Source organism: Nitrosomonas sp. HPC101 (genome assembly GCF_009833125.1).
GTDB lineage: Bacteria > Pseudomonadota > Gammaproteobacteria > Burkholderiales > Nitrosomonadaceae > Nitrosomonas.
Window position 1 is genome coordinate 160,886 of sequence record NZ_QRCC01000010.1, and the last position, 21,659, is coordinate 182,544.

General features: G+C 49.4%; 19 protein-coding genes and 1 pseudogene. 14 read left to right on the top strand and 6 right to left on the bottom strand.

From position 1 onward, the window contains the following. Positions 1-301: 301 nt before the first annotated feature. The gene (ppc, locus tag ABO04_RS07755; RefSeq protein WP_160810104.1) at positions 302-3,103 is read right to left on the bottom strand and encodes a phosphoenolpyruvate carboxylase; all 2,802 of its coding nucleotides are present in this window, start codon (positions 3,101-3,103) and stop codon (positions 302-304) included. A gap of 126 nt (positions 3,104-3,229) precedes the next feature. Between ppc and hemC the strand changes: the two genes are divergently transcribed. Genes hemC through ABO04_RS07775 form a run of 4 tightly spaced genes read left to right on the top strand, consistent with a single transcriptional unit; the run spans position 3,230 to position 7,179 of the window. Further along, entirely contained in the window at positions 3,230-4,156 is a 927-nt protein-coding gene (gene hemC / locus ABO04_RS07760; protein WP_160810296.1) for a hydroxymethylbilane synthase, read from the top strand. A 19-nt stretch (positions 4,157-4,175) separates the two neighbouring features. Then, positions 4,176-4,958, top strand: a complete 783-nt coding sequence (locus ABO04_RS07765; protein ID WP_160810105.1) for a uroporphyrinogen-III synthase — start codon at positions 4,176-4,178, stop codon at positions 4,956-4,958. Positions 4,959-4,972: 14 nt separating this feature from the next. Then, positions 4,973-6,001, top strand: coding sequence for a uroporphyrinogen-III C-methyltransferase (locus tag ABO04_RS07770; protein ID WP_160810106.1), 1,029 nt, complete (start codon positions 4,973-4,975; stop codon positions 5,999-6,001). Continuing rightward, complete coding sequence (locus ABO04_RS07775; RefSeq protein ID WP_160810107.1) at positions 5,998-7,179, top strand: heme biosynthesis protein HemY; 1,182 nt, start codon at positions 5,998-6,000, stop codon at positions 7,177-7,179. Before ABO04_RS07770 ends, ABO04_RS07775 begins: the two co-directional genes overlap by 4 nt. 4 nt (positions 7,180-7,183) lie before the next feature. Here ABO04_RS07775 and ABO04_RS07780 read toward each other — a convergent pair whose 3' ends face one another. Continuing rightward, complete coding sequence (locus ABO04_RS07780) at positions 7,184-8,230, bottom strand: CDP-6-deoxy-delta-3,4-glucoseen reductase (RefSeq protein WP_160810108.1); 1,047 nt, start codon at positions 8,228-8,230, stop codon at positions 7,184-7,186. A gap of 32 nt (positions 8,231-8,262) precedes the next feature. On the opposite strand from ABO04_RS07780, the gene ABO04_RS07785 reads away from it, so the two are divergent. The 6 genes from ABO04_RS07785 (at position 8,263) to ABO04_RS07810 (ending at position 13,101) form a co-directional block, all read left to right on the top strand. Next, the gene (locus ABO04_RS07785) at positions 8,263-9,186 is read left to right on the top strand and encodes an SDR family oxidoreductase (protein ID WP_160810109.1); all 924 of its coding nucleotides are present in this window, start codon (positions 8,263-8,265) and stop codon (positions 9,184-9,186) included. Between the two features lie 148 nt (positions 9,187-9,334). Beyond that, complete coding sequence (locus ABO04_RS07790) at positions 9,335-10,555, top strand: type II secretion system F family protein (protein WP_160810110.1); 1,221 nt, start codon at positions 9,335-9,337, stop codon at positions 10,553-10,555. Between the two features lie 40 nt (positions 10,556-10,595). Continuing rightward, complete coding sequence (locus tag ABO04_RS07795; protein ID WP_160810111.1) at positions 10,596-11,456, top strand: A24 family peptidase; 861 nt, start codon at positions 10,596-10,598, stop codon at positions 11,454-11,456. A 3-nt stretch (positions 11,457-11,459) separates the two neighbouring features. After that, on the top strand, positions 11,460-12,071 hold the full coding sequence (gene coaE / locus ABO04_RS07800) for a dephospho-CoA kinase (RefSeq protein ID WP_160810112.1): 612 nt from the start codon (positions 11,460-11,462) through the stop codon (positions 12,069-12,071). Between the two features lie 18 nt (positions 12,072-12,089). Continuing rightward, a complete protein-coding gene (zapD, locus tag ABO04_RS07805; protein ID WP_240141476.1) occupies positions 12,090-12,899 on the top strand; it encodes a cell division protein ZapD in 810 nt (269 codons plus the stop codon). Positions 12,900-12,915: 16 nt separating this feature from the next. Continuing rightward, positions 12,916-13,101 carry a DNA gyrase inhibitor YacG gene (locus tag ABO04_RS07810; protein WP_160810113.1) on the top strand — a complete coding sequence of 62 codons (186 nt, stop codon included), beginning with the start codon at positions 12,916-12,918 and terminating at the stop codon, positions 13,099-13,101. A gap of 68 nt (positions 13,102-13,169) precedes the next feature. Here the strand turns inward: ABO04_RS07810 and argA are convergent, their stop codons facing one another. Both argA and ABO04_RS07820 read right to left on the bottom strand, forming a co-directional pair. Further along, positions 13,170-14,513: an amino-acid N-acetyltransferase gene (gene argA / locus ABO04_RS07815; RefSeq protein ID WP_160810114.1), complete on the bottom strand. Its 1,344-nt coding sequence runs from the start codon at positions 14,511-14,513 to the stop codon at positions 13,170-13,172. Between the two features lie 25 nt (positions 14,514-14,538). Continuing rightward, positions 14,539-15,297, bottom strand: a complete 759-nt coding sequence (locus tag ABO04_RS07820; RefSeq protein ID WP_160810115.1) for a 16S rRNA (uracil(1498)-N(3))-methyltransferase — start codon at positions 15,295-15,297, stop codon at positions 14,539-14,541. A 105-nt stretch (positions 15,298-15,402) separates the two neighbouring features. On the opposite strand from ABO04_RS07820, the gene ABO04_RS07825 reads away from it, so the two are divergent. Together ABO04_RS07825 and ABO04_RS07830 are read left to right on the top strand one after the other, a co-directional pair. Then, positions 15,403-15,960, top strand: coding sequence for a thioredoxin family protein (locus ABO04_RS07825; protein WP_160810116.1), 558 nt, complete (start codon positions 15,403-15,405; stop codon positions 15,958-15,960). A gap of 2 nt (positions 15,961-15,962) precedes the next feature. Continuing rightward, complete coding sequence (locus ABO04_RS07830) at positions 15,963-16,766, top strand: inositol monophosphatase family protein (protein ID WP_160810298.1); 804 nt, start codon at positions 15,963-15,965, stop codon at positions 16,764-16,766. A 58-nt stretch (positions 16,767-16,824) separates the two neighbouring features. Here the strand turns inward: ABO04_RS07830 and ABO04_RS07835 are convergent, their stop codons facing one another. Then, the gene (locus tag ABO04_RS07835; protein ID WP_160810117.1) at positions 16,825-18,435 is read right to left on the bottom strand and encodes a multicopper oxidase domain-containing protein; all 1,611 of its coding nucleotides are present in this window, start codon (positions 18,433-18,435) and stop codon (positions 16,825-16,827) included. A gap of 261 nt (positions 18,436-18,696) precedes the next feature. On the opposite strand from ABO04_RS07835, the gene ABO04_RS07840 reads away from it, so the two are divergent. Together ABO04_RS07840 and ABO04_RS07845 are read left to right on the top strand one after the other, a co-directional pair. Then, the gene (locus ABO04_RS07840) at positions 18,697-20,358 is read left to right on the top strand and encodes an alginate export family protein (RefSeq protein ID WP_160810118.1); all 1,662 of its coding nucleotides are present in this window, start codon (positions 18,697-18,699) and stop codon (positions 20,356-20,358) included. 43 nt (positions 20,359-20,401) lie between these two features. Then, positions 20,402-20,722, top strand: a complete 321-nt coding sequence (locus ABO04_RS07845) for an NrfJ (protein ID WP_160810119.1) — start codon at positions 20,402-20,404, stop codon at positions 20,720-20,722. 205 nt (positions 20,723-20,927) lie between these two features. On the opposite strand, the pseudogene ABO04_RS12120 reads toward ABO04_RS07845, so the two are convergent. After that, positions 20,928-21,657: pseudogene (locus ABO04_RS12120) on the bottom strand (IS3 family transposase); the annotation flags it as partial. Between the last annotated feature and the right edge of the window lie 2 nt (positions 21,658-21,659).

Consider the following 21,659-nt stretch of genomic DNA (forward strand, 5'->3'; position numbering starts at 1 on the left):
GCTGACGTCCAATGTTTAGAAATCTCTGATTAAATCCTGCATGACCACACGCTGTGTTTTGCGGATGGAATGCAAGACGAGCGGGGTAGTGAACGGTTGATTCCCTTCACGACGAGCTCAACGTCGCAGTTTATCTGCAAAACCAGTGCCCCAAAGGGTTACGGAAAAATCATGCGCTCGCTATGTCGCATTCCCTGGCATCGTAGAATAGCTACGACCTTCGTCGCACTTCTTGCGATCATCATGATTTTCCTGCAATGTGGTTCATGGAGAATTTAATCAGTGGAGCTTCGAGTAAAGACTAGCCGCTGTTTCTCAGTCCGGTGGCCACACCATTGATGGTCAGGTGGATTGCACGGCGGATCGCATCATCATCATCCCCCGAGCGGTAGCGGTGCAATAATTCTACTTGCAGATGATTCAACGGATCGATATAGGGTGTACGAATCCGGATGCTGCGCGCCAGCGTGGGGTTGTCCTGTAGAAGCTCGGTATGTCCGGTGATGGCAAACAGCCATTTTATACAGCGTTCCCATTCCATCCGGATGGAGTTGAAGACATATTGGCGTAATTCAAGATCAGTTACCAGTTCCGCATAGCGCGAGGCAATACCCAGATCGCTCTTGGCCAGCACCATATCCATATTGGAAAGCAGGGTCTGGAAGAATGGCCAGGTGCGATACATCTCCTGTATCTGCGTCAATACGTCCTGTGTATTTCCAGCCTGTTGTACGAAATTCTCGATGGCAGTGCCAAATCCATACCAACCGGGGAGCATTGTGCGATTCAGGCTCCAGCTGAAAACCCAGGGAATCGTGCGTAAATCCTCAATTTTGTTGGAGGGTTTGCGTGAAGTCGGGCGACTGCCGATATGCAAACCAGCAATTTCACGAATAGGTGTGGATTCCTGAAAAAACTGTGTGAAGTTGGGTGTTTTGTAGACCAGGTCACGATAGGCCGTGCATGCGCTGGCAGACAGCTCTTCCATGATTTGATAGTATCGGGGAGTATGGCAATGGGTAACATCGCGATCAAGCAAAGTGGATTCAATGGTGGCTGCCACCAGTGTTTCGAGGTTGCGTCGCCCGATTTCAGGATCTGTGTATTTGCTGGCGATCACTTCTCCCTGCTCGGTCAGTCTGATCTGACCATTGACGCTGCCAGGAGGTTGCGCAAGTATTCCCTGATAGCTGGGACCGCCGCCACGTCCTACCGTACCGCCACGTCCGTGAAACAGTCTCAGCCGTACGTCGTGGCGGTTAAACACCTTGGTGAGTTCGATCTCGGCTTTGTGTATTTCCCAGTTGGAGGTTACAAATCCACCATCCTTGTTGCTGTCGGAATAACCGAGCATGACTTCTTGCAGGTTTCCTCTGGACTGCAGCATCTTGCGGTACTCGGGCAGGGAAAACAGTTCTTCCATGACATTGGCACAGCCGCGCAGATCATCGATTGTTTCAAATAATGGAATAATGTTTACAGTTGATCGCGCCGCCTCGCCGAATTGGACCAATCCGGCTTCTTTCAACAGCAACGCTGCTTCCAGTATGTGGATCACCCCGGTTGCCATGGAGATAATGTAGTTGGGCAGTGCGACAGAGCCGAAGCGGCGCTGGATTTCAGCAGCCATTCTCAAGATTCGCAATTCGCCTTGCGTGATATCGGAGTAATCGGACAAAGATGAAACCAGCGGATGCGAGCGCTTGAGTTCAGCCAAAAGCCACTTGGTACGCTCCGCCTGAGATAAATCAGGGTAATGCCGATTGTCCTGAACATTTTTTTCATATAACTCGGACACGACCTGCTCGTGGATTTTGCTGTGTTGACGCATATCCAGCGATGCAAGGTGAAACCCAAATACATCTGCCGCACGACGCAGGTCACGTATGGCACCCTGGGCCAGCTTATTTGATCGATGCTGTTTCAGGGAACGGATAACGATATCGAGATCATGTACGAATTCGGCGCTGTCGGCATAGGGTTCTGCTGTATTTTCCTGGTATTGCCGGCCAACGTGAGGGCTTAGGTACCGGCTGGTTGCAATCAGGCGTGCGTGCATGCCGAGGAAGACACGCCGGTAGGGTTCATCAATTCTGCTGGCAGGTAAGCCGGGTGCGGTTGAAGCCAGCCCTTCCAGTTCACTGGTTACCTTGATCAGGCGTTCGGTTAGACTCATGGTCTGGCCAATTCTTTCTACTTCATCGATGTAGTAGTCAAGGATTAATGCCGAGTGCCGTTCAGCGGCGTGCAGCATGATCTGATGGGTAACAAAAGGATTTCCGTCCCGGTCTCCTCCAATCCAGCTGCCAATTCGCAGAAACGAGGCAATACATGGCGCCGCCTTATCCATGTGACGCTCCAGGATATCTTCAATCTTGGCGTAAATATAGGGAATCTGTCTGAGAAAAGTATAGTGGTAATAGATCAGGCCGTTTTCGATTTCATCCTGCACCGTGAGCCTGACTGAACGCAGTACCCGGGTTTGCCACAACGTCAGGATCGCGGAACGCAAATCTTCCTCATTGTGGCGCAATTCATTGGGTGTAAGCTGGGTGCGATCCCGTTCTTTGAGCAGGCGCTGTATCTTCAGTTGATAATCCAGAATACTGCGTCGCTGTACCTCGGTGGGATGCGCTGTCAATACTGGAGAGATGAGTGCCCCGGCAAAGAAGTCTTCCAGTTGTTGCGTGTTGATTCCTTTTGCCACTACACGTTCCAGTGCTAACGTGACACTGCCATCCTGGGGAGGGGAACCTGCGCGCAGATGAGCGCGGCGACGGCGGTTATGATGCAAATCTTCGGCGATATTTGAGAGCAGTGAGAAATAGCTGAATGCCCGGACAACAGCGGTGGTTTCCTTGTGACTGAGGTGATTGAGGATGGTATCCAGTTCTTTTCCTGCTTCTTCGTCCTGTTCGCGACGAAAGCGTACGGCAGTCTGACGAATAGTTTCGACCAGATCAAATATCGGCTCTCCTTCCAGCTCCCGTATGGTGTCGCCCAGCATGCGCCCCAGCAAGCGAATATCTTCCCGTAGCGGATGATCTTTTTCTTGGGATGCGTTTTTTTCGGGAACGATATTTGCTAGGGTGTTCAGGCTCATTGTTGTGTGTCTCCTGTAATCATGGGCGCGAAATGTCATCGGGATGGAATGCAGCTGTTTGCCATCATCCATACCGGGATTGCCCGTGCTAGAATGGCGGCATTGCTTCAAAATCAGTTTCTTATTATGTCTAGTCCTGAAAAAATTGTTATTGCGTCGCGCGAGAGTCAGCTCGCTTTGTGGCAGGCAAATTTCATTCGAAGTCGTCTGAATGAATTATACCCGCAAACTGATATCACCATACTTGGCATGACGACCAGGGGGGATCAGATCCTGGATGTTTCCCTGTCAAAAATCGGTGGCAAGGGGCTTTTTATCAAGGAGCTTGAGCTGGCGCTGGAAGATGGCCGTGCGGATATCGCAGTGCATTCCATGAAAGATGTGCCCATGATTGTTCCACCCGGATTCAGGCTGGCCGCCATCACGGAGCGGGAAGATCCGCACGATGCGTTTGTTTCCAATGATTTCGCCAGTCTGGAAGAATTGCCTGCCGGCAGTGTAGTGGGGACTTCCAGCTTGCGGCGCGAATCCCAGTTACGTGCACGTTTTCCGCATCTGCAAGTACACCCATTGCGCGGTAATGTTCAAACGCGACTGCGGAAGTTGGATGAGGGGGAGTACAGCGCAATTATTCTGGCCGCAGCCGGATTGAAACGCCTGGAACTGGCCTATCGCATCAGCATGCTGCTGCCATCCGAGCTGAGTCTCCCGGCGGTTGGGCAGGGTGCACTGGGTATCGAATGTCGCGACAATGATCCTGATATGGTGGAATGGATGAGGCCATTACATCATGCCACGACTGCTTATTGTGTGGAGGCAGAGCGTGCCATGAGCCGTATGCTGGGGGGGAGCTGTCAGGTGCCGCTGGGTGGGTTTGCTGAAATTTTTGAAGATGTATTGACCTTGCGGGGTTTTGTGGCAACCCCTGATGGATCTAAAATAATTGCAGATAAATTATGCGGTAAGCCGGAATCAGGAGAGCGGGTGGGTGAGCAGCTGGCGCAGAATCTGAAAGCGCATGGTGCGGAAGAGATTCTTGCTTCATTGGCCTGAAATGTGATCGGAGTGGATAGTGTCTCCTGATCGGCTGGCAGGCAAAAGTATTTTGATTACCCGCCCATTGCATCAGTCAGGTAATCTGGCGGCGCGAATCAGAGAGCTGGATGGGGAGCCATGGCTGTTTCCTGTGCTGGAAATTTCCGATAGCGAAAACAGGCAGCCATTACTTGATCTGATTGCGCGACTCGATGATTTTGATCTGGCTGTTTTTGTCAGCCCAAATGCAGTGGAAAGAGTCATGCCATTAGTTCTCAAGGAGCACAGTTGGCCTGGGCATGTGCGTGTTGCAACCGTGGGCAAGGGGAGTGCCAAAGTGCTCGAGTGTTATGGCATATCCAATATTATTGTTCCGGAAGAGGGTTCTGACAGCGAAGCATTGTTGCGCATGCCGCAATTGCAGATCATACAGAACAGACGCATTGTCATTTTTCGCGGTAATGGAGGGCGAAAATTGCTGGGGGATACGCTGCGTGATCGTGGTGCCAATGTTGAATATGTTGAATGTTATCGTCGCCGTAAACCGGAAGTAGATCCCTTGCCGTTGTTGAAATGCTGGCGTGATAACGGGATTCAGGCAGTTATCGTAAGCAGTAGCGAAGGTCTGAATAATTTATTTGACATGATTGGCGAAACAGGCCAACAATTGCTTAGAGCTACCACCGTGTTTACGGCGCACGACCGGATCGAGTGTAGGGCAAGAGAGTTGGGTATCAGGAAAATATATCGTACTCCTCTCGGAGATGAAGGGACTGTGCAGGGTTTGCTGGAATATTTCGGAAAAATACAGTCACACTGATAGCGCCCGATCATATGAATAAATACACGCAGGTTTCGACTTCCGGATCAGCTCGCCGCCTGGCCGTTGTTGTCCTGATGATCCTGTTGATTGCAATGGCTTTCATGCTGTGGAAGTGGGCTGAAAAACAGGGACATATCTCCGCAATGGAGCATTCCCTGACAGCATATCTGGCAGATGCTGATGTTTTCAGCAGCCATTCACGTGAAATACTTGCCGAGCTCGAGCTTGAAAAAACAGAAATCGAGCAGCGTTTAAGTCGTCTGGAAGAAAGATTACAGGTTGCCCGTGAATTGCCGGTTGAGGTTGGTAAACTGCCCGATGATGGCAGTAATCGTGCTGAAGTCTGGATATTGGGTGCAGTTGAACGTCTTGTCGTTGCAGCTGATCGTGATCTGCAGCTGACAGGCGATGTGCGTTCTGCACTCGATTCATTGAAATATGCGCAGGAGCTGCTGCAATCTGCTGAAATATCGAGTTCCCCGAAATTGAACGAGATGTTGGCAGAGGATATTGAGCAGCTTGAAGCAGTGGCTGCAGTGGATATCCAGGAGATTAATCGGGATATCACAGAGCTTGCTGCCCAGATTGATAGTCTGCCTCTGATGATGGACTCCAATCTGATAGAAATTGATTGGCCGGAAAAACAGGACACGCCCAAGCCAGGTTTATGGCATCGTTATCTGCACGAAATAAAGAGAGATTTCAGCCGGTTGGTCAAAATTGAAAAAATGAGTGATTCCGGAACATCACTATTATCACCTTCCCAGATCCGCCTTCTAAAAGAAAACATCAGACTGCAGTTGATGCAGGCGCGCCTTGCCCTGTTGACTCGGGATGAGCACAATTTTCGTGCTGCTGTGAAAACTGCAACAAATTGGATTCAGAAGTATTTTAATACTGAAGCTCAGTCGGTTAAAGATGCTCTGGGGGGGCTGGAGAGATTGGCCAGTATTAACATTGGATCACAGTTACCAAATCTGGGAGAAATGCTGGGGATTGTGTATCACGATCAACTCATGCTGAAAGGAGAAAGTGAATGAAACTGGTGTTATGGGTACTGGTATTGTTTGCGTCAGCAACAGCTATCGTATTGGCTGCGTATTACAATACAGGCTCGGTTTTGTTTACCGTGCCACCTTACAAAATTGAGCTTGCATTCAACACATTCGTCATAATGGTGCTGTCAGTTTTTACTGTGTTTTATATGCTGCTGCGGATACTGTCCGGATTATCTGGCATTAATAAGCGATTGCGGGCCAAAAAAGCCGAGCAGCTGACATGGTCTGGTGTGAAAGCGTTTTTTGAGGCACGTTATGATCGTGCGATGAAATTTTCAGAAAAGGCTTTCAAGCTTACTGATACACAAGCGGCCAAAGCTTTGAATGCTGTAGTAGCAGCTCGATCAGCCCACCAGCAGAAAAACTATTCACAGCGTGATCATTTCTTGGCGGCTGCCAGGGAACAGGCACCTGCAGGCAGAGTGCTGACACTGATTGCCGAAACGGAATTGTTTCTGGATGAAGGACGTTATGACGATGCTCTGGCAGCTCTGCAATCAATTTATTCGTTTGGCGGCCTGCAAAATACTGCTGTGCTTTTACTGGAGCTGAAAGCACAGCAGATGGCTGGAAACTGGGATGCCGTACTGGAATTGACCCAAGTGTTATCAAATCGTGCGTTTGTTGATCGAGATCTTGTGGAGGAATTGCGGCACCGGGCACATTTGGAGAATATCAAGAAAAATACAAAAGATATTGTTTTGTTGAAAAAATATTGGGGGACCTTGTCGTGGCACGAAAAAACCGATGGCAGGATTGCAGTTGCAGCTGCTCGTGCGTTAATGGCTCAAGGAGATAATGCCGCTGCACAAAAGATCATTGAGAATGGTCTGGATGCTGGGCTATATCCAGAGCTGGTGACTTTATATGCTGATTGTCAAAGTGGTATAGTCAGCTGGCAGATACAGCGGGCAGAAAACTGGCTTACAAAATATCCAAACAACGCCGATTTATTATTGACGCTGGGAAGGCTCTGTACTTACGGGGAATTATGGGGCAAAGCGCAAAGCTACCTTGAGGCAAGCTTGTCAATCGAACCAGGATATCCGGCACATCTTGCATTAGCTCAACTATTCGAAAAACTGGGCAAACAGGAAGCAGCCAGCGAACATTACCGCAAGGGGCTGGATTTTGTACTCAAGCAGATCGGTTCAACCTGATTTATCAGGTTGTTGCCAGCTTTGAGGGGATGAAGGCGTCAGAGAAGAAATTCGCGCTCTGCAAACTCCGCTGACTGGTGAAATGGTCGAAAGCTGCTTTTACCATGGCCGGCGCGCCACAGGCATAAACCTGACAATCCAGCAATGTATCTGTATCGTCCATGACGGCTTGGTGTACCAGGCCGGTTCTTCCCTGCCAGTTATCGGTTAGAAGCGGTTCGGATAGTACCGGGATGTAACTGAAATTCTCGTTTTCTTTTTCCCATTGTAGGGCCAGGTCATTCAGATAAAGACCATCTCTGGTTCGTGCTCCCCAGTATAGTTTTATTTTGTTGTGTGTAAAGCAAGTATTCTCCGTGTGAAAAAGATGTTCCAACATACTTTTTACAGGTGCAAAACCGGTGCCGCCAGCAAGAAAAATAATGGGTGTGTCTTTCTTGGGCGTGTTGTGCAGAAAAAATGACCCCAAAGGACCTTCGAACCGGAGAATATCTTTTTCTTTCATGTGAGAAAAAACATAATCCGAAAATACTCCGCCTGCGTAATTGCGGGTATGTAACTGCAGAAATTCATCATTACCGGGTGCATTAGCCAGAGAAAAGCTGCGGCGTTGACCATCCTTCATCAGAATATCGATATACTGCCCCGGCAGGAATTGCAAGCGTTCGTTTGTGGGCAATTTCAGGTAAATGATCATGACATCGGATGCGACATGTTCCAGCTTGTATACCCGGCAGGGCATGGTACGAACCTTGATATCCTTGACTGCTTCGATTTCCTGGCATTCAATTTCCAGATCAGAAAGAGGTTTGGCACAGCAAAAAAGTGCCAGCTGTTGTTCTTTCTCCTGTTCTGTTAATGCTTCTTCGCTATAAGCGCCGTAATCAACGATCCCTTGTATAATTTTTCCCTTGCATGTGCCGCACGATCCATTGCGACAGCCATAAGGTAAGGATAGTCCATGGCGCAAAGCCGCCCCGAGAATCGTTTCGGTCGGCTCGGTAGTGATGATATGGCCGCTTGGCCTGAAAGTGATACGGTAAGACTCCATTGGGGAGGTATGACTGACAAATAAATTGGATTATGAAAAATAAGCTGCTGATTGTGGGGTGCGGTGATATTGCTTCAAGAGCAGCTTGTTTGCTCGGACAGCGTTATCGATTGTTTGGTTTATGTCGCAAGGTTGAAAATTTTGATAATTTGCGTTCACTGGGTATCAGGCCGATAGCGGGCGATCTGGATCAACCTGCAAGCCTTGAGAGAATAGCGGGAATTGCAGCTCATTCGATCTTGCACCTCGCTCCGCCTCCTGGTCATGGCAAGCGCGATACACGCACATTACACTTGTTGTCGGCACTTTCCCGGCGGCCATCAAATGTAAAAGAAAGAATACTACCACAACAGCTGATCTATATCAGTACCAGCGGGGTTTACGGAGATTGTGGCGGTGACCGGATTCATGAAGGCCGCCCGGTGAATCCAGGCAGTGATCGTGCCTGTCGTCGGCTGGATGCAGAACAGCAGATCAAAAGCTGGGGGAGGCGTAATGGAGTGCGCGTATCTATTTTGCGCGTGCCAGGGATCTATGCGCACAACCGGCTCCCGCTTGAACGTTTGCGACAGGGTACACCTGCTTTGTTGCCGGCTGAGGATAGTTACACGAATCATATCCATGCTGACGATCTGGCTCGTATTATCGTGGCTGTGCTGCGTTTTGGTAAACCGGGCAGAATTTATCACGCAAGTGATGATTCCTGTCTGAAAATGGGGGAATATTTCGATCTGGTAGCAGACCATTTTGCTTTGTCCCATACAAGAAAAATTACCCGTCAGGATGCCCGGAAAACACTCTCTCCCAGCCTGTTGTCCTTCATGCTGGAATCGAGACGTTTAATTAATGATCGTATGAAACGCGAGTTAAAAGTCCGGTTACGTTACCCGACTGTGGAGGCCTGTCTGACAGAGATGAAAAAAATACCGTTCAAACCCGAAAATCCTGATGGATAGTGCGCCTGCTGCTTGCATATATGCTGATTTGGCGGGTGAAACCGGGACACAGCTTAGTGTGTGCCCAGCTGTGATTTCCAAGTTAAATAATTTTGTACTTCCTGCCGTATAACCATGATCCAAATCAGCAAGATAAAAGGGAATTGGCATGGTAACGATTGCAACATCAGAAAAGAAGATCAAGGAATTCAATTTTCTGTGGGAAGGAAAAGATAGAACGGGGAAGATGATTAAAGGGGAGTTGCGCGCGGCGGGTGCGGTTGTAGTTACTTCTAGATTACGCCGACAGGGTATCAGGGTAACAAAAATTACCAAGGCGAGACCTGGTGGAAAAATTACCGATAAAGATATTACATTGTTTACGCGTCAGCTTGCGACGATGATGAAATCAGGTATACCTTTGCTGCAGGCCTTTGATATTGTAGGAAAAGGTCACAGCAACCGTGCAGCGGGCAAACTGTTGATGGATATCAAATCGGAGGTGGAAACAGGCAGCAGTCTGGCCAATGCGTTCAAAAGACACCCACTTTATTTCGACTCCCTGTTTTGCAATCTGGTAGCGGCAGGAGAAGCTGCTGGTATTCTGGACAGCCTGCTTGACAGACTGGCCACCTATAAGGAAAAAATTCAGGCGATCAAAGGGAAGATCAAATCGGCCCTGTTCTATCCCATTTCAATCATCGTAGTTGCATTTATCATTACTACGGTAATCATGATATTCGTCATCCCGGCCTTTAAGGAACTTTTCCATGGATTTGGTGCAGATCTGCCTGCCCCGACCCTGTTGGTCATGACGATTTCTGATTTCTTTGTAGGTTACTGGTGGGCGATCTTTGGAGGCATCGGCGGCGGATTGTATGCATTTTTCTATACATGGAAACGTTCTGCCGCAATGCAGCGTGGTATGGATCGACTGGCACTGCGGTTGCCGATTTTTGGGGAAGTAATCCGTAAAGCCACGATTGCCCGCTGGTCCCGTACGCTTTCAACCATGTTTGCTGCTGGCGTCCCTCTGGTTGAAGCACTGAATTCAGTAGCGGGTGCGGCTGGAAACCAAGTGTACTTTGAGGCCGCCAAAAATATACAGAACGAGGTCCGCACCGGTAGCAGTCTGGTGGATGCGATGACGGCCACCAGCGTTTTTCCATCCATGGTGCTACAGATGGTTTCTATCGGGGAAGAATCGGGTTCGCTCGATGCCATGCTTAGTAAGGTTGCCGATTTTTTTGAGGCAGAAGTGGATGATGCGGTGGAAGCACTTTCCAGTTTGATGGAGCCACTTATCATGGTGGTGCTGGGTACGCTTATTGGCGGAATGGTCATTGCCATGTACCTGCCCATTTTTAAAATGGGTCAGGTTGTCGGATAGCCTGATGCTGTTTTTGCAACCGAACCAGGACAGGTAGTGCATGAATATTTTGAATGCCTTGCAAGTTTCGCCTGCTTTTTTTATCGCGTTTATTTCACTGGCTGGACTGATTTCAGGTAGTTTTCTAAATGTAGTGATTCACCGGCTGCCCGAGATGCTGAAACGAGAGTGGCTGCTACAATGCGCAGAGCTGCGCGGCGAACCGGTAAAAGTGCTGCCGGCATACAATCTCGCCATACCTGGATCGGGTTGTCCGCAGTGTGGCCGTAAAATTTCTGCTCTCGAAAATATCCCGATTATCAGCTACCTTTTTTTGCGGGGCCAATGTTCCGGCTGTCATACCCGTATTCCGTTCAGCTATCCGCTGGTTGAGGTTTTGACCGCTACTTTGAGTGGTTTGGCCGCCTGGCACTTTGGCTTTGATGGAATCCTGCTTGCTGTTTTGATCTTTATCTGGGCAATGATTACCCTGACATTTATTGATTTGAATACTCAACTTTTGCCGGACCGTATTACCCAGCCATTGTTGTGGGCAGGGTTGATTGTTAACCTGCACAATGGTTTTACCGATATCCATTCAGCCGTTATCGGCGCGGTTGCAGGTTATCTCACACTCTGGAGTGTGTATTGGCTGTTCAAGCTGGTGAGTGGTAAAGAGGGCATGGGGTATGGTGATTTCAAATTGCTGGCTGCAATCGGTGCCTGGCTGGGATGGCAATTGCTGCCACTGGTAATCCTGTTTTCTTCTGTGGTGGGCGCTTTTGTTGGAACCATCCTGATTCTGGCCGCGAATCGTTCACAAGGAACTACACTTCCCTTTGGTCCTTATCTGGCGGGAGGAGGATTGATTGCTCTATTCTGGGGTAACCAGATCAACCAGGCATACCTGACCCTGTTTTAACGCATGGCGTTCATTATTGGACTAACGGGTGGTATCGGCAGCGGTAAGACCAGCGTGGCCAATCTGTTCCAGGCGCTGGGTGTTGAAATTATTGATACTGACCATGTTGCGCACGAGCTGACCCGAACAGGTGGCAACGCCATTGATCCGATTCGTATCGCATTCGGCAATGATTTCATACTGGCAGACGATTCACTGAATCGAGCAGCCATGCGTGAGCTCGTATTTTCCGACGAAGCAGCAAGGCGTAAGCTCGAAGATATACTTCACCCGCTGATTTATCAGGAAACCTTGCGGCGCCTTCCGTTGATCCAATCCAGGTACGGTATTCTGGTTGTGCCCTTGTTGTTGGAAACAGAAGATTATCTCAAGTTGATCGATCGTGTGCTGGTGATTGATTGTCCGGAGTCCCTGCAAATTTCCCGCACCATGCAGCGCAGTAAACTGAAGGAACAGGAGGTGCGTGAAGTAATGGCTGCACAGTGCTCACGTGACGAGCGTCTTGCGCAGGCCGATGATGTGATTGTCAACGATTCCGATAGTCAACATTTGCAGCGACAGGTGCGCATACTGCACCGGAAGTATCTTGTATTTGCTGGCAGATACAGCCCCTGAGTGATTCTGGTAATATGCATGCAACTGCTGTTTTCTGCTATGCTTTGCAATTCCACCGCCATCCTGTTTACCGTGATCTGTTACGAATTACCGCTGAACGAACGAATTCGCATGTTGCTGAGACTGGAGGATTTGTTCGATAAAATTGATTTTTTTTCGACCAGGGACACCTCTTTTGAGCACCATGCTGCTCTGGTTGCGCTGTTTGAAATTCTTGATGTGACCAGCCGCTCTGATCTTAAATCGGATCTTCTGCAGGAGCTGGACAAACAGCGAACCATGCTGGAAGGTCTGCAGGATAACCCGGATGTATCGGAAAAAGCACTCGTTCATATACTGCAGGATATTCGAGCAGCTTTTCGCGGATTGCTTGATATACCAGGCAGAATTGGCGGACATTTGCGGGATGACGAATGGCTGATGAGTGTCAAGCAGCGCATGAACATTCCGGGAGGAGCATGCGAATTTGATCTGCCAACCTACCATTACTGGCTGAATATGGCTCCGGAAACTCGCAGAACAGATCTCAGGAATTGGATTATACCGCTTGCCTCTATCCGGAACGGGATCAATATCGTACTGAACATGCTGAGAAATAGCGGAAAGAGTTTTTGCTACCTTGCTGTTCAGGGGGTGTTCCAGCAGGCCGGCTCAGAGCATCATGGACATCTGTTGCGTCTGCATATCAGTGATGAATTTTCATGTATTCCGGAAATCAGTGCCAACAAATATGCGATCAATATACGATTTGTTCCATGGCGGTCAGATCGCAAAACGGAGGTGTATGAAGAAGATATTCCCTTTGAACTGACTTTTTGTAGTCTATGAGAAATGGTGTGGTTGAATGGAAAAGCAACCAGGTAAATCTCCAGTCGTAAATTGTCCTCAATGCGGTGAGATTGTTGTATGGGAAAAATCAAGCAAATATCGTCCATTCTGCTCTGAGCGGTGCAAGTTGCTTGATTTGGGGCAGTGGGCCACGGATTCCTACCGGATACCGGATGAAGAAGAACCTCAGGAAGATAAATAATCCTCCAGGCTGATCTTGATGCATAACCCGCCCGATTTGCATCCTTGACGCCGGTTTTCAATGATCCATCAGATTGATTTGACGAAAACTTTTGAGCGTCGCTGGTAGTTGTAGAGATGCTGTTTTGATTGCGGAAGCTGGTCCGGGGTGGTTTCCGAAAAACCGCGTTCGACAAACCAGTGAGCGGTGCGGGTCGTGAGGACAAATATACGGTGATAGCCTTGTTCTCTGGCTTGTTCTTCCAGATGATCAATTAATATCCGGCCGATTCCTGCTTTGCGATAGGCTGGGTGTACCGTGACACAGGCCAGTTCGCATGCCTTGTCATCCGGGAAAGGATAGAGGGCTGCACAGGCAATGATCATATTGTCATGTTCGATCACGGTAAAACGCTCAATTTCCATTTCCAGCAATTCACGGCCACGCCTTACCAGCGTACCCGTATTTTCCAGCGGTTCGATTAATTGCAGTATGGCACCGATGTCTTGGATTTCAGCCTGACGGATACTCTGTAATGGATCACGTGTGATCATGCTGCCAATGCCACCGTGTGTGAACAGCTCAAGCAGCAGTGCGCCGTCAGTATGACGACTGATGAGATGAACGCGCTCCACCCCCAGTTCACAGGCGTGCAATGCCCATGGCAAGTAGAGGCGGATATCTTCATTTGGCTGATTTGGCGCAGTATCCATCGTATCCATTGCAGCAAGCAACGTTTTGCCTTGCTTGACAGTCAGCTCGTGCAACAATGTATTGCCTGATTCTGTTTGCTGTTGGATGCCGGGTGTATCCACTAGAAAAATCAGTTTGTCGGCTTTCAGGGCGATAGCGACTTCAGCGGCAGTATTTTCGACTGTCAGATTAAAAATTTCCCCCGTTGGCGAGTAGCCCAAGGGCGAAAGCAATACGACAACGTCTTGCTCAAGTTGATCAAGGATAGCTGTAGCATTGATGCGACGTACTTCTCCGGTATATTGCAGATCCACTCCTTCCAGTACGCCGATTGGGCGGGCAGTTACAAAGTTTCCGCTGACTACCCGAATGGCGGCATTGGCCATAGGGGAATTGGGTAGCCCCATTGACAGCAGTGCTTCGATTTCAACCCGGACTTTGCCGACAGCTTCTTTCACATATTGCAGCGCGGTAGCATCGGTGACACGCATGCCCTGTACGTAACTTGTTTCCTGCTGATCTGCCTGTAATCTGGATTCAATTTGCGGGCGGGCGCCATGTACCAATACAAGCCGGATACCGAGACTGGCGAGCAGGTTGCAGTCCTGCACCAGTTCAACGAATTTTCCATTCGCAACAACTTCGCCGCCGAAGGCAATTACGTAGATTTTTCCACGGCTGGTGTGGATATGCGGCGTAACGGAGCGGAACCAGGTGACAAATTCGATATCCGATTTCATTGTTAATCAAGGTGGAAGTGTGTTATCAATAATCGCCCCAAAGTGTCTGGGCGGCGGCAATGGCTGCCAGTGCCGCGCTTTCAGTACGCAGAATACGGTTTCCCAGGCGAATGGGAATAAATCCGGCGTGAAGTACAGCGCCCGTTTCTTCTTCGGTAAACCCGCCTTCCGGGCCTGTCAGCAATGTGATGCTTTCTCCGGATTCTGGAGGAGACAGCTCGGTCAAACGCAGGCGAGCAACAGGAGAGAGTATTATATCGTGCCCGGATGGGTTGTTATTTTTCTGTTTTCGCATCAGTTTTTTTTCCAGCCAATGGGATAGGGGGATGGCTGGTAACAGCTGGGGAATTCTGTTTCGTCCACATTGTTCACAGGCGGAAATAATGATTTTCTGCCAATGCAATCCACGTTTACGGGCGCGTTCTTCTGTGAGCCGGACGAGTGTCCGGCCGGTAATCAGAGGTTGTATACGGACGATTCCCTGTTCAACGGCTTTCTGGATGATCCAGTCCATTTTTTCATTGGCACAGACTGCTTGTGCGAGCGTGATTCTCAGAGGGGATTCACGCTCGATCGGCTGATAATGCTCGATTTTGACTACGCAGGCGGACTTGCTGATTTGTGCAATATAACCGAAAAATTCACCCCCCGTACCATCGAACAAGGTCACCCGATCCCCCTGCCTTAGCCGGAGTACCTGTGCAGCGTGGTGACTGGTATCACTGTCTAGCGTAATCTGTTCAGCACCATGGATGGAAGTGGCATGAAAAAAGCGTGCTGTCATATAATCGTCATATAAAGTGGGGATGATCCGGAGGAGAAAAGTAGCAAAATATTTCTATGATAGTATAAGCAGGCACGAGATTGATTAGTGAAAAGGAGGGGATGGATGGCAAGTCTTGAAACACCGGTTTGTGATTTTGGTTGGAAGGCAGTGGACTTCGATCTTCCTGGAGTGGATGATAAACGTTACAACCTGGCATCCGTGCGAGGTGAGAACGGGTTGCTGGTCATGTTTATATGTAACCATTGTCCTTATGTAAAGGCTGTGCGCGATCGAATTATTCGGGATGTCAAGGAACTTGCCGGGCATGGCATCGGCGCGATTGCCATTATGTCTAATGACCCGGCGGATTATCCGGAGGATTCATTCGAGAACATGGGTAAAATTGCCCGGGAATATGCCTATCCATTTCCCTACGTAATGGATGAAACCCAGGGAGTTGCCAAGGTATATGGCGCAGTCTGCACCCCTGATTTTTTTGGTTTTAACAATCGCCTGGAGCTGCAGTATCGTGGCCGGCTGGATGCTTCCCGCAAAGAGGCTGCGCCTGCTGATGTACGCCGCGATTTGTTCGAAGCCATGGTTCAGGTGGCAAAAACCGGGCGCGGGCCGGAGGAGCAGATTCCCAGTATCGGTTGTTCGATCAAGTGGCGAGCAGATTGAGCGTGCTGGAGCGCGTCGTCACGGCAGTGCGGGAGGTTGCACGCAAGGAAATTGTTCCGCGTTATCTGCAGGTAGAGCGTATCTATAAAGCGGATGGCAGTTTTTATACTGAGGCAGATCTGGCTGCACAAGATAGTTTGCTGGAAAGATTATACGAAATCTCTCCGGTTGCGATGCTTGGCGAAGAAATGCCGGAATCGCAACAGTTGGAACAATGGGAAGCGGGTCAGGATGGCGTATGGAGTATCGACCCGATCGATGGCACATCCAATTTTATGAATGGATTGCCTTATTTTGCTATTTCAGTGGCACTGATGCGGGAGGGTAGAAGCGTGCTGGGCGTTGTCTACAATCCTGCGACGGATGAAATGTTCTACGCTGAGCATGGGAAAGGGGCTTTTCTTAATGGTAAGGCGTTACCTTTTTCCAGGCGAAAAATTCCATTGAATAAAGCGATAGCCAATGTCGATTTTAAGCGGCTGGATCGCAGACTGGCTGTGGAAATCGTTTCCAGACCTCCTTATGCCTCGCAGCGTAACTATGGCACTTGCACGTTGGAATGGTGTTATACCGCAGCAGGATATTTTGATCTGTATTTACATGGAGGCCAGAAACCTTGGGATTATGCCGCTGGTTGCCTGATACTGGAGGAGGCAGGCGGTCATCGGTGCACGCTGGATGAAGATGATTACTGGGCGAGCTATCCCTGGCGTCGTTCGGTTATCGGTGCACTTGATCATGATTTGTTCATTCAATGGCGTGACTGGATCAGGGCGCGTTTGCCAGTTGCTGACTCTAGCCGCTGATTTAAGGATTCTATGGCTCTGTACACGCACGCCATCCGGATTCAGGGATCCGTTGAACTTAACTTACAAAGAAGTTGCGCATCATGCCCATATCCTCATGTTCCAGGTTGTGGCAGTGATAAAGAAATAACCCGGTATAGCCCATGAATGGCTTGATGATTTCAACTTCTTCTCCCGGCATTACCAGCACGGTATCTTTCCAACCGCTGTTGATAAATCCATCCTTGACCGTAGCATAAGCATTGTCAGCGTAACCGGGTTTACGTGACAGAATCTGGAATTGCTGACCGTGCAAGTGAATCGGATGCGGTTGTGCCATCATCATGCCCATCATTCCACCCCCCTGGCCGCCGCGCATTCCTCTTCCCATTCCTCTACCCATTGCCGGGTTGGCATTGGATATCCGCATTTTTTGCACGGTGTTCAACGGGATTTTTTCCTGTTCGGTGTAATTCAGCATCTCAAAGGTTCTGCCATTGAGATTGAAGGTCATGCGATGCATACCGATGTTGATCGGTACAGTCTTATCAGAATTGGAAATATCTTTTACGGTCAGGCGGCGCATGGGAACCAGGGCATCTGGCAATTCAGGTGAGTCACTGACTTGTTCTGTGATGGTGAATCTGATGAGCGTACCCTGACTGCCTTGTTCAGTTGCGCCACCTCTCACCCCCATTCCACCACCTCTGCCGCCTCCCATGCCCATGGCCGCTCCCTGAAACGGCAGTGTTCGCAGCGCCAGCTCGGTTCCGGTTTTGTATCCGCTGAAATCCACCCAGAGTTCCACTCGTTCAGCCGGAGCGAGCATGATGTAGGGGAGAGTTTCCGGCTTTTCCAGTAACCCGCCATCCGTGCCAATGGCGGTAAGCGGAGAGCCATCACTCCAGCCCAGTTTGTAGATGCGGGCATTGGAGCCATTCAGGATACGCAGGCGATAGGCACGTGTTTTTACAGGGATAACATGGTTACGTTGGCCATTGACCAGAATGGTATCGCCCAGGAAACCCTGCATGCGCTGATGCATGTTCAGCGCGTAATACAGTTGGTTTCCGGAGGTAAAGGCCCGATCCTGGATGATAAGCGGAATATCATACTCTCCACTGGGCAGATTTAGCCTGCGTTCGGTTTCATCTGTAATGGTGATGAGCCCGGCAAGTCCCTGGTACACCTGCCTGGCAGTCATTTCGTGCGTGTGGGAATGGTACCAGTTGGTACCGGCAGGGTTTTTTACCTCGAATTCATATACATACTGCTCACCCTGAGGGATGGCATATATCGGATGTCCATCCATGATTTGTGGCACATGCATACCGTGCCAATGAGTTACACAGGGTTCCGGTATTTGATTGTAGAAGAATATCCGGATTTTCTGTCCCTGTTCGAAATTGAGAATGGGCCCCAGATAGCTGGGCAGTTGTTTGATGGCAGTCTGCGGGCCTCTCAACAATTTCCCGGTGTATTTAAGTACACGAGTGGCAGCGCCTGGCAGAATCGGGATCTCGGCTGTTTGTGCAGTCAAGGCAATTTCGACATCCGGTTTAAATGCCCTGTCGGGTGCCTGATTGAGGTGACGGTTTACTGTGGATGCAAAACCCGGAATGGAAGTGGCGAGTGTTCCCAATGTTGCATATTGCAAGAACCGACGACGATTGAAATCGATATTTGTCATGGCAGTCAGTTGTCTATTTTAGATGATTGTTTGAATCTTTCATTTCCGGATATCAAGCATGACAGCTTACATAAAGGATGCATCGGCGTGGTGAAAAATCCATATAATCTCAGAAAACGTGGATTTCGCCTTCTGGTTTATTCCGGAATACAAAGCGAATACGTGTAAAATTTACGGAAAAATTGATTCCGGGATGTTTCAGGAGCTGGTGTCGTCACCGGGAGCTTGTGACGATCCTTTTTATAGGGTGATTATTTTAAAATGCATACAACTGACCCTGCAGGATGTCGTTCCAATCGGAACGGTTTGATCAGGAAGTTGCTGATAGCGTTTATCGGCAACTCATCTGGAGCAGTCAAAATCTGCCGGAAAGCGGTAATCGTTTCTTGTATCTTTGCAGCTGGAAGCAGCCCGCTATTTGCGAGCGAGGGTAGTCTCGCGGCAACCCAGGTGGACTGGGCCAAGGCACCACCGGTTACGACGCCTCCCCGCTCCGGTATTTTTGTCAAACCTCCAATGGGGCCGGGCTATTTTTCATTGCTGGATCTGGTCAATGGGCATGAACGGGAAAAGCCGCAAGTGGATCCTTTTCCTCCTTCCGCGCTGACCACGACCCCGGCTTACGATTTTGATTTTCGTTATCTTGAACAGCCGGGTCACGAAAAGGATTTTTTTGATCCGGTCAAACGGATTCATTTGGGTACTGACTGGCTGCTGTCCTTCGGCGGTAGTTTCTGGTATCGCTACATGCGCGAAACAGACAGTCGCCTGAATGCTACCGGAATCAATAATGACTACCATTTGTTGCGCACGCGGCTGCATGCCGATCTCTGGTATCAGGATCGCTTCCGGCTGTTTGCCGAGATGCTGGATGCCCGCGCTTTTGGATTGGATTTACCGAGTCTGGCGATCGATCGGAACCGTACGGACATGCTCAACCTGTTTGCCGATATCAAACTGGGGCAGGCCATGGATGGTTCGGCTTATCTGCGGGTAGGGCGGCAGGAGCTGCTGTATGGCTCGCAGCGGTTGATATCAACGCTGGATTGGGCAAATACCCGCCGGACGTTTCAGGGAGTAAAAACGTTTTGGCAAAACCCGACGTTTAATCTCGATGCTTTTTGGGTGCGACCGATGACAACCGAGCCCAATGATTTCGATAACTGGGATAAGGATCGCAACTTTGTCGGTTTGTGGGGAACCTATAAGGCCATTCCAGGACAGGTGTTCGATCTGTACTACCTGAACCTGATCGACAACCGTATGGTTTCTCCGGCCAATGTGGCTGTGGGCAATGTACTGCAGGGAGATTCAGTGTTGCATACCGTGGGTGCACGCTGGGTGGGAGACTACGAGCGTATTCTCTACGAGCTGGAGGGCATGTATCAGTTTGGCAGACGCTCTCATCTCGATATTTCGGCGTTCTCGATTGCGTCTGGAGTGGGTTATCAGCTACCGCTGCCGATGAATCCTCAATTCTGGCTGCGCTATGATTTTGCTTCGGGAGATAAAAATCCGGAGGATGGACGCAGCGGTACATTTAACCAGTTGTTTCCATTCGGTCATTACTATTTTGGATATACGGATCTGGTAGGACGACAGAATATTCATGATTTCAATGCCCAGTTCTCAATGAATCCGCAGCCATGGGTGTCGTTCACCGGGCAATACCATCGTTTTTATCTGGCAAACAAGCATGATTATCTGTACAACGCGGCAGGGATGGGGTTTGTGCGTGACATTAGTGGCCAATCAGGCCGCCATGTCGGCGATGAAATAGATTTTGTGGTCAATTTCCATATTGATCGCCATCATGATATTTTATTGGGCTATTCCAAACTTTTTACCGGCACATTCGTCAAAAATCAGCGCCCGGGCGTTTCGCCTGACTTGTTCTATGCGCAATATAATTTCCGGTTCTGATGAATGCGCCGGAAGATATTTCTTAATTTCAAAAAGGAAAAATATGTCCAAAACGCTGCCAGCTGTCATTCTGACTGCTTCGCTTATTTATCTGAGTCCTTCCTTTGTCCACGCAGAAGCAACTTATCCGGATAATGAAGGGGTTGTGACTTCTATGATTGATACCGCTGGTTATACCTATATGGAACTGGCAAATGGTGACAGAAAATTCTGGATAGCTGCACCAACCACCAAGGTTAAAGAAGGGGATCATATTCGTTTTGTGGAGAATATGAGAATGCATAATTACACCAGCAAAACGCTGAATCGAACATTTAACGAAGTAATTTTTGTTACCTCTACACAAGTGGAAGTAAAGAAGTAATTCAGACTCCGCGGGTGTATTTTTCAGGCTTTACGTCTTAATGATGTAGAGCCTGCTGAACCAATTTGTCGATCAACGGTCGTGGGAGATTGCTAAAAAGTGTGACCAGGAAGTAATCAGAATGGGTTACTTCTCTCAGATTGAGGAAACAGTAAGTAATTTAAACCTGTCTTCAGGGAAATACTGAAGACAGGTTGTGTAGTGGTCAACTAATTCCGGACACGGTTTTAAGTTTCTCTTCTGCCACTGTCGGAGCGAGTCCGCCATTAAAGGAATGGGGCCGCTGCTGATTGTAATACCCCATCAGATAGCTGCCGATATCCTTCCGGGCAGCCGCGAGACTGTGGTAGCCCATTGACGGTACCCACTCTGTTTTCAAGCTGCGAAACAGCCGCTCCATCGGCGCATTGTCCCAGCGATTACCTCAGCGGCTCATGCTCTGCACCATGCGATAACGCCAGAGCCGCTGCCGGAACTTGCGACTCACATACTGCGAGCCCTGATCCGAATGGAATATGATCCCTTCAGGGCGTCCACGCTGCTCCCAGGCATGCGGACGACCAGATCTGCATCTGCAGTCTCAGACACGGCCCAGCCGACCGCGTGACGGGCGTACAGGTCCAGCACTACCGTCAGATGGCTCCAGCGCTGCCCATCCAGATGTAGATGATGTCACCATACCAGCCCCGATCGGGCTGTTCCACATCAAACTTGCGATCCAGTTGGTTGAGAATATTCAGCCGCCCCACAGTTGTCCGCTTGTACGTATGGAAACCTGGCTGCTTGCAGACCAAGCCCAGCTCGCCTGTCACGTACGTTTCCAGGCGTCCGACATCAAGAGAGCGGTAGCTTTTTAGTATGGCTTTCTCTATTTTCAGGCGCCAGCATCGCTCTTCCAACTCCTGAATTCATTGCTGCTCTGGCGTCATTGCCTTAC